7 protein-coding genes are annotated in these 12619 nt (G+C 69.1%); all 7 read right to left on the bottom strand.

Translation table 11 applies throughout. The annotated features are described in order from the left end of the window. Window position 1 precedes the first annotated feature (1 nt). The 7 genes from G6N31_RS22670 to G6N31_RS22640 all read right to left on the bottom strand — a co-directional run bounded on the left by G6N31_RS22670 (window position 2) and on the right by G6N31_RS22640 (window position 12499). Window positions 2-910, bottom strand: coding sequence for a DUF4331 family protein (locus tag G6N31_RS22670; protein WP_098005263.1), 909 nt, complete (start codon window positions 908-910; stop codon window positions 2-4). 27 nt (window positions 911-937) lie between these two features. After that, window positions 938-2488, bottom strand: a complete 1551-nt coding sequence (locus tag G6N31_RS22665; protein WP_098005243.1) for an acyl-CoA carboxylase subunit beta — start codon at window positions 2486-2488, stop codon at window positions 938-940. Continuing rightward, the gene (gene pks13, locus G6N31_RS22660; RefSeq protein ID WP_098005244.1) at window positions 2485-7917 is read right to left on the bottom strand and encodes a polyketide synthase Pks13; all 5433 of its coding nucleotides are present in this window, start codon (window positions 7915-7917) and stop codon (window positions 2485-2487) included. Before pks13 ends, G6N31_RS22665 begins: the two co-directional genes overlap by 4 nt. Before the next feature lie 64 nt (window positions 7918-7981). Beyond that, on the bottom strand, window positions 7982-9871 hold the full coding sequence (gene fadD32 / locus G6N31_RS22655) for a long-chain-fatty-acid--AMP ligase FadD32 (RefSeq protein WP_098005245.1): 1890 nt from the start codon (window positions 9869-9871) through the stop codon (window positions 7982-7984). Between the two features lie 200 nt (window positions 9872-10071). Beyond that, a complete protein-coding gene (culp6, locus tag G6N31_RS22650; RefSeq protein ID WP_098005246.1) occupies window positions 10072-11079 on the bottom strand; it encodes a carboxylesterase Culp6 in 1008 nt (335 codons plus the stop codon). Between the two features lie 18 nt (window positions 11080-11097). Further along, entirely contained in the window at window positions 11098-11511 is a 414-nt protein-coding gene (locus G6N31_RS22645) for a DUF732 domain-containing protein (RefSeq protein ID WP_179964226.1), read from the bottom strand. 85 nt (window positions 11512-11596) lie between these two features. Next, window positions 11597-12499, bottom strand: coding sequence for an alpha/beta hydrolase-fold protein (locus G6N31_RS22640; protein WP_098005265.1), 903 nt, complete (start codon window positions 12497-12499; stop codon window positions 11597-11599). Window positions 12500-12619 lie beyond the last annotated feature (120 nt).

Genomic DNA, 12619 nt, shown 5'->3' with positions numbered 1-12619 from the left:
CTCAGGTGGGGGCGCCGAGATAGGGGAACTCGGAGAGCATTCCGGCCGGGGCGCCGTGGCCTGCGAACCCCTTCTGCCCGTGGGTCAGGAACTTCGAGCGATAGTCGGCGACGTCGTCGGTCAGCGTGCGGCCGTTGGGGTACCTGACCGGCTTGGCCGGGTTGTAGGTGAGCATGTCGGGCAGCGTGCCTTCGGCTTCGATCGCCGCGACCGCTTCCTCGCGGCTGTAACCGCCGGTGCGGGCCATCAACTCGATCAGGTGCGCCATCCACCGCGCGCGGTCCCGGTTCGGCTCGCCGGCGCTGTACTCCGCGAGGTCGTCCTCGGTCGAGAAGAACCCGCTGACCCATGGGTGGCCGACCCGGTCGGCGTGCACCCACCGGCCGTCGCGCAGCAGGCTGCAGCGGGCCCAGACCCGGACATCGGGCGCCGCGCCGAGGTAGGCGGTCGGCAGCTCCACAGCCATCGCGAGGACGTTGGTGTCGGCGAAGAACGCATCGGCGCGGGCGCCGGTGAACAGCGAGTACGAACCGGATTGCCACATCCGCGGGTGTTCGTCGAACGACACCTCGACGTCGCCGAAGATCCGGGATCCCGCCGCGGCGTCCACCCGGGCGTCGGCCTGCAACGCCAGGTAGACGTCGACGCGCTGCCTCGGCGCCGCCGGACTACCGGTGACCTCGGTGAACACGAAATTGAACGCGATGTCGTTGCGCAGGTCACCGTCGTTGTCGATCGCGATGCGATAGACCGCGCCGGGACACATCGGGCCGGCGTGCGGGTTGGCGGTGAGGATCAGCGCGGTGCGCGTGGGGTCCTTCGGGGACGGAAAGACGTACAGATCGCACAGGTCCAGCCGCGGGTCACCCAGCGGCGCACCTCGTCGCAGCCCGGTGAAATCAGTCGACACGAGCTTCATCCAACCGCACCCCGGCGCCTAGATCGGAGTCAGGCCGTGTTTACGCTGCACGCGGCTGATCTGCTTGTCGCGCAGCAGGTGCAGCGACTTGCGCAGCAGCAGCCGGGTTTCGTGGGGCTCGATGACGCCGTCGATGAAGCCACGCTCGGCGGCCACCCACGGCACCGCCATCGTGGCGTTGTAGCCCTCGATGAAGTCGGCCTTGATCTTCTGCACCTCGGGCGCAGTCGGATCGGGGAACCGCTTGACCAGCAGCTGCGCGGCGCCCTCGGCGCCGATCACCGCGATGCGGGCGGTCGGCCACGCGAAGTTGAAGTCGGCGGTCAGCTGCTTGGAGCCCATCACCGCATACGCCCCGCCGTAGGACTTGCGGATGGTGATGGTGATCTTCGGGATGTCGGCCTCGACGACGGCGTTGAGGAAGCGGCCGCCGCGCTTGATGATGCCGCCCTTCTCCTGCTGAACGCCGGGCAGGAAGCCGGGCGTGTCGACCACGAACACCAGCGGGGTGTTGAACGAGTCGCAGAACCGCACGAAGCGGGCCGCCTTGTCCGAGGCCTCGTTGTCGATCGCACCCGACATGAACATCGGCTGGTTGGCGATCACCCCGACCGGGCGGCCGTCGACGCGGGCGAACGCGGTGATGATGGCCGGACCGGACTGCTCGCCGACCGGGAACACGTCCCCGTCGTCGAAGATCCGCAGCAGGATCTCCATCATGTCGTAGGCCTGGTTGTCGGAGTCCGGCACGATCGAGTCCAACTCGAGGTCGTGCGGCGTGATCTCCGGCTCCAGGCCCGGGTTGACGATCGGCGGGTCGTCGAACGTATTCGCCGGCAGGAAGCTCAGATAGTCGCGCACGTACTGGAACGCCGCGGCCTCGGACTCGACGACCTGGTGGATGTTGCCGTATCGGGCCTGCGCATCGGCGCCGCCGAGTTCGTCGAGGGTGACGTCCTCACCGGTGACGTCCTTGATCACGTCGGGGCCGGTGACGAACATGTAGCCCTGGTCGCGCACCGCGACGATCAGGTCGGTCTGGATCGGTGAGTACACCGCACCGCCGGCGCACTTGCCGAAGATCAGCGAGATCTCGGGCACCAGGCCGCGCAGCAGCTCGTGGCGACGGCCCAGCTCGGCATACCAGGCCAGCGAGGTCGCGGTGTCCTGGATGCGCGCGCCGGCGGAGTCGTTGATGCCGATGATCGGGCAGCCGACCATCGCGACCCACTCCATCAGGCGTGCGACCTTGCGGCCGAACATCTCCCCGACCGACCCCTGGAACACCGTCTGGTCGTGGCTGAACACCCCGACGGGTCGGCCGTTGATGGTGCCGTGGCCGGTGACCACACCGTCCCCGAACAGCGCATCCGGATCACCGGGCGTCTTGGCCAGCGCCCCGATCTCGAGGAAGCTGCCCGGGTCGAGCAGGGAGTAGATCCGGTCCCGGGCGCTGGGGATGCCCTTCTTGGCGCGCTTGGCGACCGCCTTCTCGCCGCCCGGCTCCTTGGCCTGTTCGAGCTTCTCGCGAAGCTCGGCGAGCAACTCGGCGGTGGTCTTCGTCGTCACTTACCTTCAGCTCCGTCCGAATTGCTCCTCGCGTGCGCGTCGATCTCGTTGACGGCCGCGCTCATGTGTGCACCGACCTTTGCAATGTACGGCTCATCGATGGCCTGGATGTGTTCACCCCCGATCGGCACCACCTCGAGGTCGCTGACGAACTCACCCCAGCCGCCGTCGGGCTGACGGATGCCGTAGCGCGGCTCGAAGAAGACGGCGTCGTCGTGGTAACGGTCGGCCATGTACAGCGTGACGTGCCCGTCGTACGGCTGGATTTCCGCGGTCTCGAGCAGACGGTTGTCCAGGTAGGACGTGCGCTGGTGCTCGATGATGCCGCCCGGGATGTCGACGCCGCTCTGCTTGACCGCGTCGAGGATGAACTTCACCTGCCCCTCGTCGTCGAGCGCCTCGAGCTCCTCGTACGGGATCGGCGGCACCTCGACGTTGAAGGTGCGCTGAGCGAACAGCGCGTAGCGGTCCCACCTCGCCCGGGTTTCCTCCTTGGTCTGCGGGATCTCCTCACCGGGACGCACCGTGTCGATCAGTCCGACGAAACGCACGTCGCACCCATTGGCTTTGAGCCCGAGGGCGCAGGCGTAGGCCAGCGCCCCGCCCAGCGACCAGCCGGCCAGGATGTAGGGGCCCGTGCCCTGGATCTCCATCAGCTTGGGCACATACTGCGCGGCCCGCTCCTCGATGGATCCCTCGACGCGCTCGATGCCGTAGACCGGCGTGTCCGGCGGCAACCGCTTCAGCAGCGGCTCGTAGACCACCGTCGACCCGCCCGCCGGATGGAACACGAACACCGGGACGCTGTCCGAACCATCCTTGGGCGCTCGCAGGGTGCGGACGAACCCGTCGACCACGCCGGCGTCCATCAGCTCGCGCACCTCGGTCGCGAGCTGTTCGATGGTGCGGGCGGCGGTGACCTGTTCGGCGGTGATGGTGCCGTCGGCCCGCTCCGAGAGCCGCTCGGCCATCTTCTCGGCGACGTCGCCGGAGATCGACGGCAACTCGTTGAAGATGCCGCCGGGCGACTTACCGGTCACGATCGCCCACGTCGCGAACGTGACACGTTCGGCGGCGTCGCGGGGCGGCACGTCGGCGCCGAGCGCCTCGGTGACCGCCTCCTGGGTCAGCACCTTCGCCGCCGTTGCGGCAGCCGAGGACGTGTCCTGGCCGTTGGGGCCCGACGGGTCGGTCGGCGGAGCCGGGATCGACGGGCCGCTCGGGTCGGTCGGCGGAGCCGGGATCTGCGCCTCCACCGCGTCGGTGGCGATCGTCTCGGGCTTCTCCGCGGCGATCGGGTGCCCAGCCTCGGCCAGCTTGGCCTCCAGCTCGGCGACCGTGCTGGCGCCGCCCATCAGCTCGGCCTGCTCGGCGGCGATCTCCTCGGCGCTCTTGCCCTTCTGCGACTCGGCGATCTCGCCGACCTCGTCGCGGTGCTCGACCGCGTAGGCGATCAGCTTCTCCACGGCGTAGAGGTTCGCGTCGCGCACCGCGGTGAGCTGAATCGGGGGCAGGTCGAAGTCGTACTCGACCCGGTTCTTGATCCGCACCGCCATCAGCGAATCCAGACCGAGCTCGATCAGCGGCACCTCCCAGGGCAGGTCCTCGGGGGCGTAGCCCATCGCCGCGCCGACGATCGCTCCGAGCCGGTCGGCGATCGTCTCGCCCGAGTTCGGGGACCACTTCGCGAAGCCGGCCGCCAGACCCGCGCCTGCGGTGAGGTTGTCGTGCAGGATGTCGGCATCCTCGTCCGCGGGTTCCTCGGGAGCCGGGGCGGCGGTGACCGTCTCGGCGATCGTGCCGGCGCCCACCGCCGTCGGCAGCGCGGTCTGCGCACCGGCGCGGGTCACGATCGCGTCGTAGACCAAGGTGAAGGACTCCTCGATCCGGGCGTGCACCTGAACACTCGCCCCGCCCGGATGCCGGGTCAGCGTCGTGACCAGACGCGCGTCGTCGGCCGGCACCGCGCGCTGCTCGGAGGCGGTCAGGGTGGCATCCGGAAGCACCGCTGCGGCAGCGGCTTTCACCAGCGCCGCCAGATCGGTCGCGCCGCGCGGGCTGTACTCCCACACGTGCCGGCCGTCCGGGGTGGCGACATGGTTGCCCGGCGTCACCGTCGAGCTGTCCCCGGTGAACCGGGCCTCCAGCCAGTGCGGCTTGCGCTTGAAGCGGGTCGGCGGGATGTCGGCGAAGTCCAGCGCCCCGGCCAGCCCGCGGGAACGGCGCGGGAACAACGTGCGGAAATCCAGATCATGGCCGTGCACGAACAGGTGCGCCATCGCCGTGGTCATCGAATCGACCTCGTCCTGCTTGCGCGCCAGGGTCGGAATCAGTTGCGCGTCATGCAGTCCCGCGTCGGCGGTGGTCAGCCCGACCTGCATCAGCGCAACCGGGTTGGGCGCCAGTTCCAGGAAGGTGGTGTGGCCATTGTCGACGGCGTTGCGGATGCCGTGCGTGAAATAGACGCTGTGGCGCAACCCCTTCTTCCAGTAGTCGACGTCGTGGATGGCGTCCGACCCGGCACGGATCAGGCTGCCTTCGTGGACGGTCGAGTAGTACGGCACCTGCACCGGATGCGCCTCGATGCCCTGCAGTTCGGCGGCCAGCTCACCCAGCAGCGGATCCATCTGCGAGGTGTGGCTGGCGCCCTTGGTCTGGAACTTGCGCGCGAACCGGCCCTCGGCCTCCGCCCGCTCGATGATCGCATCGATCTGGTCGGGCGGGCCGCCGATGACGGTCTGCGTCGGAGCGGCGTACACGCACGGCTCGAGGTTCTTGAACTCCCCGAACACCGTCTCGATCTCGTCGGGTGAGTACTCCACCAGCGCCATCAGCCGGATGTACTCACCGAACAACATCGCTTCGCCCTCACCCATCAGGTGCGCACGCGAGCAGATGGTGCGGGTGGCGTCCTCCAGCGACAGACCGCCGGAGAAGTACGCGGCTGCGGCCTCGCCGAGCGACTGCCCGATCAGCGCACCGGGCTTGGCGCCGTGCGCCTTGAGCACCTCACCGAGCGCGACCTGGATCGCGAAGATGACCAGCTGCACCTTCTCGATGGGGAGCTCGGTGGTCTCGTCGGTGTAGTCGACCGCGTCGTCGAGGATGAGCTCGAGGATCGAATGCCCGCGCTCGTCCTGAATGAGGCTGTCCACCTTGTTGATCCACTCGGCGAACGTCTCGTCGCGCAGGTACAGGCTCTTGGCCATCTTGCGGTGCTGAGCACCGAAACCGGCCAGCACCCACACCGGCCCGTTGGTCACCGGCCCGTCGGCGGCCAGCACGCTCGGGTGCGGCTTGCCGTCGGCCAGCGCGCGCAGCCCGGCGACGGCTTCGTCATGGTCGTGGGCCAGCACTACCGCCCGGGACCGACCGTGGTTGCGCCTCGACAGCGAGCGGCCGATCGCCTCCAGCGACGACTCGCGCCCGGCCGGGCTGTCGATCCAGTCGGCCAGCTCCGCGGCGGTGGCCCGCTTGCGCGACGTCAGGAAGCCGGAAACCGCCAGCGGGACCAAGGGTTTGGACGGGTTCTCGGCCTCGGCAGCGGCGAGCTCCTCGCGTGCGACCTCCAGCAGCCGCAGCGCCTCGTCGGTCAGGCCGGGCAACTCCGGTTCCTCGTCGGCGGTCCGTCCGTAGAACTCGTCGTCGCCGCGCTCGTCATCGTCATCGTCTGACAAGAACTCGCCGTACTCGTCCATCCGCACCCCGCCGACGTAGACGGCCTTGGCCTCGTCGTTGGCCGGGGTGACGACTGCGACGTCCGGCTCGGGGATCGGCTCGACCAGGTCGGTGGGCAGCACCTCACGCAGCACCAGATGCGCGTTCGCGCCGCCGAAGCCGAACCCGGAGACCCCTGCGATCGCGTGGCCGCTGTAGCGCGGCCAGTCGGTGACGGTATCGGCGACCTTGAGATGCTCGGCGTCGAAGTCGATGTACGGGTTGGGCCCGGCGAAGTTGATCGACGGTGGAATCTTGTTGTTCTGCAACGACAACGCCACCTTGGCCAGGCTGGCGGCGCCGGCCGCGGACTCGAGGTGCCCGAGGTTGGACTTCACCGCACCCAGCAGGGCCGGTGCGTCGGCGCTGCGGCCGCGGCCGATGACCCGGCCCAGCGCGTCGGCCTCGATCGGGTCGCCCAGGATGGTGCCGGTGCCGTGTGCCTCGACGTAGTCCACGGAGCGGGGGTTGATGCCGGCGTCCTTGTAGGCCTTGCGCAGCACGGCTTCCTGCGCGTCGGGGTTGGGCGCGAGCAGACCGTTGGACCGGCCGTCGTGGTTGACCGCGCCGCCGGCGATCACGGCCAGGATGTCGTCGCCGTCGCGGCGCGCGTCGGCCAGCCGCTTGAGCACCAGCATGCCCCCGCCCTCGGACCGGGCGTAGCCGTCGGCGTCCGACGAGAACGACTTGATCCGGCCGTCGGGCGCCAGGACACCGCCGACCTCGTCGAATCCGACGGTGACCAACGGGGTGACCAGCGCGTTGACACCACCTGCGAGCACCACGTCGGCGTCGCCGGCGCGCAGCGCTTTGACGCCTTCGTGCACGGCCACCAGCGACGACGAGCAGGCGGTGTCGATGGCCATCGACGGGCCGCGGAAGTCGTAGAAGTAGGACACCCGATTGGCGATGATCGAACTCGCGGTACCGGTGATCGCGTACGGGTGCGCGGTCGACGGGTCGGCCACCCCGAGGAAGCTGTAGTCGTTGGTGGAACTGCCGACATAGACGCCGACGTTCTCACCGCGCAGGCTCGACGCCGGAATCCGGGCGTTTTCCAACGCTTCCCACGTCAGCTCCAACGCCATCCGCTGCTGCGGATCGATGTTGTCGGCCTCCATCTTCGACAGCGCGAAGAACTCGGCGTCGAAACCTTTGATGTCGGAGAGGTAGCCGCCGCGGGTGCGCGCCTTGGCGACCCGCTCGGCGACCCGCGGCTCGGAGAGGAACTCCGACCAGCGTCCCTCGGGCAGGTCGGTGATCGCGTCGCGGCCCTCCAGCAGCGCCGCCCACATCTCGTCGGGAGTGTTCATGTCGCCCGGGAAGCGGGTCCCCACACCGACGATGGCGATGTTGAGCCGGCCCTCGTCGCCGTCGCGCGACCAGTCCTCGGCGTCGAGTTCCGCGGTGTCGGGTTCGGGTTCGCCTTCGACGATGACCGTGGCCAGCGCTTCGATCGTCGGGTGCCGGAACGCCACGGTGGCGGTCAGGGTGACCCCGGTGAGGTCCTCGATGTCGCTGGCCATCGCGACCGCGTCGCGCGACGACAACCCGAGCTCCACCATCGGCGCGGTTTCACTGACCGAGTCCGGTGACTGACCCGTCGCGTTGCCGATCCAGTTGCGCAGCCACTCCCGCATTTCCGCGACAGTGAGGTCGGGCCCGTTCACCGGCGCCGCGGGCGATACCGAATCTTGTTGTGGATCAGTCATGTTCACATAACCTCACGATCGGCGGCCAGGGCAGCCGCCGTTGCCGTTGATGTAGTTGACAGCGTCAGTCCGACTCGTCGGGGAATGCGTTGGCGATCTTGCCGCTGCGCAGACTCCCGTCGAGATAGGCCGACCGGCATGCGCGCCGGCCGATCTTGCCGCTGGACGTGCGCGGGATCGCACCGGCCGCGGTCAGCAGCACATCGCGCACCGTCACGCCGTGGCGTACCGCGATCGCCGCACGAATGTCGTCGGCGATCGGGGCCATGTCGAGTTTGTGGGCACCGGGAGCCCGCTCGCCGACGATCACCAACTGCTCGGAAGTGTCGTCGGGGTCGCGCTTGAGACCGGCGTGCGCATCGTCGAAGACCTCGTCGGGCAGCTGGTTGGCCGGCACCGAGAACGCGGCCACGAAACCGGTCCGCAGCGCCTTGGTGGCCTCCTGTGCGGAGTACTCCAGGTCCTGCGGATAGTGGTTGCGGCCGTCGATGATGACCAGATCCTTGACGCGTCCGGTGATGTAGAGCTCGCCGTCGTGGTACGCGCCCAGGTCACCGGTCCGCACCCAGGTGGCGTCGTCCGGGGCGCCCTGGGCGTGCGACGGGTCGGTGCGCGACTTGAGGATGTTCTGGAACGTGGCGATCGTTTCCTCCGGCTTGTTCCAGTAGCCGGTGCCCATGTTCTGCCCGCTGATCCAGATCTCGCCGATCTGGCCGTCGGGCAGCTCGGTGGCGGTGTCGTTGTCGACGATCACGGCCCACTCGGCCACGCCGACCTTGCCGGCCCCGGCCTGCGGCACCGCCTTCGGCGAGTCGTCGGGCACCGGCACGAAGCGGTGGTTGTTGAGCTCGTCGCGGTCGACGGAGGTGATCGTCGGTGGCTGGTCCATCGGCGTCGTGGACACGAACAGGGTGGCCTCGGCCAGGCCGTAGGACGGCTTGATGGCCACCTCGCGGAAGCCGTACGGACTGAAGGCCTCGTTGAAGCGGCGCACCGTGGCCGCCGAGATCGGCTCGCTGCCGTTGAGGATGCCCTTGACGTTGGACAGATCCAGCGGCGGCTCGCCGTCCTTGGGCACACCGCGCGCGGCGGCATGGTCGAACGCGAAGTTCGGGGCCACGGAGATGGTGCCGCCGGTGTCGCCTTCCTGGCGGGCCATCGCCCGGATCCAGCGACCGGGGCGGCGCACGAACGCCGCGGGCGTCATGAACTCCACATAGTGGCCGATCATCGGCGACAACAGCACCGTGATCAGGCCCATGTCGTGGAAGAACGGCAACCAGGACACGCCGCGGTCGCCCTCTTCACCTTCGAGGGCCTCGATCACCTGCACGACGTTGGTGGCCAGGTTCAGGTGGGTGATCTGCACGCCCGTCGGGATGCGGGTCGACCCCGAGGTGTACTGCAGGTATGCGACGGTGTCGTGGGCGACGTCGACGGGCTCCCAGGTGGCGCCGACCTCGTCGGGCACCGCGTCGACGGCGATGACGCGCGGGCGCTGGTTGGCCGGCCGGGTGCGGAAGAACTTGCGCACGCCTTCGGCGGCCGCCGTGGTGGTCAGGATGGCCGACGGGGTGCAGTTGTCCAGGACCGCGTGCAACCGGCCGACATGCCCGGGCTCGGACGGATCGAACAGCGGCACCGCGATCCGGCCGGAGTACAGGGTGCCGAAGAACGCGACCAGGTACTCCAGGTTCTGCGGGCACAGGATGGCGACGCGGTCGCCGGGCTGGGTGACCTGCTGCAGCCGGGCACCGACCGCGCGGTTGCGGGTGCCGAAGTCGGCCCAGTTGAGGTCACGGGCCACCCCGTCACGTTCGGTGGAGAAGTCCAGGAAGCGGTAGGCCAGCTTGTCGCCACGCACCTTCGCCCATCGCTCGACGTGTTTGACCAGGCTCCCGTTGTCGGGGAATTTGATCAATCCGTCCTTGATGAACGGGTTGTGGAAGGCCATCTTCTCTCCAATCAAGCAGGACGGTATCCCGCGGAAATCCCTGCGTAATCTTCATCCCGAACGCGAAGATCGTACCGGGGAGTAGGCCCCCCACCCCATCAGCCGCCGGCCGCCGCTCTTAGATTTTCCTTAATCTGGTGGTAATGCTAAGCGACCTGCGCGGGCGTGCCAAATTACGGCTCGTTCGTGTCGGTCACGGGTCAGCCATGTTTTGGCTGCGGCGCGTTATCGACGAGACCCTGCGCCCAGTTCAGCGTCCACTGAGTGGCCGAGAGCCCGTCGACAGACCAGAACTGCGGCGTGGCGTACATCGCATGCACCGGCTGGCCCGCACCGCCGGAGAGCACCTCCAGTGTCTTGGGCAGCGCCGTGATGTTGAAGGCCGACTCCGGCGCCGCGCAGATCAGGTCGCCGCGTGCGCAGATCTCATAGGTGCGGTTGTCGAGCGCGCCGAAGCCGCCCGGGCGGGGGCCGGACATCGTCAGCCCCAGCGCCGACAATGTCGGCACCTCGTGCAGGGTGATCTCGGCGCCCTGCCCCGGCGGGTTGGGGCCCACGTCCTGGCCGACGCCGGGCTCCCGCCGGCCGTCGGCGATCAGCACCGCCCCCAGCACCAGGTCCTGGTCGACGGGTCCGCGTCCATTGCCGATGTCGCTGGCGATGTCACCGGCGATCACCGCCCCCTGCGAGAAGCCGACCAGCACGTAGCTGGTCAGCGGGCAGCGGTTGTTCATGTCCGTCATCGCGGCGACGGCCGCCCGCGTGCCCTCGGCCCGGCTGTCGTTGTACGACATCTGCTGGTCGGCCGACAGCGGATTGTGGAACTGTGCGGTGTAGGGGACGGTGAACACTTCCAGGCGGTCACTGCCGAACTGCCCGCGGATCGGGTTGGTGACGTTGAGCAGCAGCGCGGCCGGGAACTGCACCGGGTTGAACGGGTCGAGCGACACCGAGGACTCCCAGGTCCCGGGGATCGACACCAATTGGACGTCCGGGCAGCTCGCGTCCTGGAAGTCCGGCCGCGGCTTGGAGGTCGGCGGCACCGCGGTCGGCGGCACGGCCGACGGGGGCACCGCGGTCGGCGGTGCGTCGGGCCGGCGCAGCACGACGATCACGATGGCCACGATGAGCACCACCACCAGCCCCACGGCGCCGGCGGCGGTGAGCGCGAGCAAGCGGTGGCGTTTTCGCCGGTTGGTCTTCGGCATGAAAGTCAGGCGCTCCTGTTAGCAGAGTCGGTCGGTCGCGATGCGAATGTAGTCGGCCGTCGTGTTCTGGAACGCGGGGTCGTCCGGGTCGCTGGCCACCATCGGCGCGATGAAGTCCCACACGGCCTGGTCAGGCTGCTTGGCCGCGCGAGCCTGGCACACGTAGGAACCGATGCTCAGCGCGGTCAGGTCACTGGCCGGTTCGATGCCGGCCGCGTGCAGGGCGTCGAGGTAGTCCTGCTGGCGCGGCGTGACCACCAGGGCGTTGGAGTTCGCGTCGGCGTCTGCGGGGCCGGGCGGCCGCGCAGGCGATTCGCCGTGCACCGGAGCGGGTTCCCGCTCGGAGGTCAGCCCCGACATCATGTCGTCGCTGAACGCGCACCCGGTGAGCCAGGCGGCCGGCAGAGCGACGAGCGCGGACAGTCCTGCCATCCCTGCGATCGTCGACCGTGACCCGTGCTGCACGCAGTCCAACCTACCGGCCGGTTGCTGAGGATCGGCTGAGTAACCCCGGCGCTCAGCGCAGAACCGCAGCCAGCTCCCCTGACATCGCGGCCAGCTGCCCACTCCAGGAACCCCAGTCGTGGTTGCCCGAGTTCGGGAAGTCGAAGTGCCCGTTACCGCCGCCGGTGGCGCGGTAGTGCTGGTAGAACGTGCGGTTGCTGCCCTGCGCCTGGTCGCAGTAACCGATCATGGCCGCGGGGTCGGTGCACGTGGTGGCCGACGGGCTGTACACCCACAACCGGGTGTTGTTGTTCACCAGCAGCTGCACGTGCACGTCGGGGTCGTGCCACTTCCACCGGCCCAGCTGCGGCAGCCCCCACATGTTGCGGGTGTCGACACCGCCGAAGCGGGCCAGCCCTGCGGTGATCGCGCCGTTCATCGCGGTGGCCGACGGGGTGAGGAAGCCCGACAGCGAGCCGGCGTAGCGGTAGCGGTTGGGGTGGAAGGCCGCCATGGTCAGCGCCCCGGTGCCGCCCTGGGCCGCGCCCACGATGCCGTGCCCGCCCGGAGCCAGGCCCTTGTTGGCGGCCAGCCAGTTGGGCAGCTCGTCGGCCAGGAAGGTCTCCCACTGCTTGCTGCCGTCCTGCTCCCAGTTCGTGTACATGCTCCACGCCCCACCGGCCGGCGCGACCACCGAGACGCCGGACCCGGCCAGCGTGTTCATCGCGTTGCCCGCGGTCACCCAGTTGCTGACGTCCGGGGCGGCGTTGAACGCGTCGAGCAGCACCACTGCGTGCGGACCGCCGCCCTGGAAGGCGACGGGAATGTCGCGGCCCATCGCCGGGGACGGCACCATCAGGAACTCGACCCCCTGGGCGTGCGCGGGCGGTGTTCCCGGGGCTCCCGGGAGCACTCCCGCCGACCAGAGTGCGAGGACCGCCACCGCGGCCAGGACCGAACGCATCACCGCACGCATCACATTCACCTTCGTCTCGACCGGGTCCACCGCAAAGTAGTGAATCACACCACTGCGACGGCCCGGGTGTGAAAAGAGCGACGGCGGCGCCCCGGGTGGGGCACCGCCGTCGTCGGGGTC

The organism is Mycolicibacterium duvalii, from assembly GCF_010726645.1.
In the GTDB taxonomy this organism is placed as follows: Bacteria; Actinomycetota; Actinomycetes; order Mycobacteriales; family Mycobacteriaceae; genus Mycobacterium; species Mycobacterium duvalii.
The sequence above is the reverse complement of the archived record's forward strand: the minus strand, read 5'-3'. Positions and strand labels throughout refer to the sequence as shown.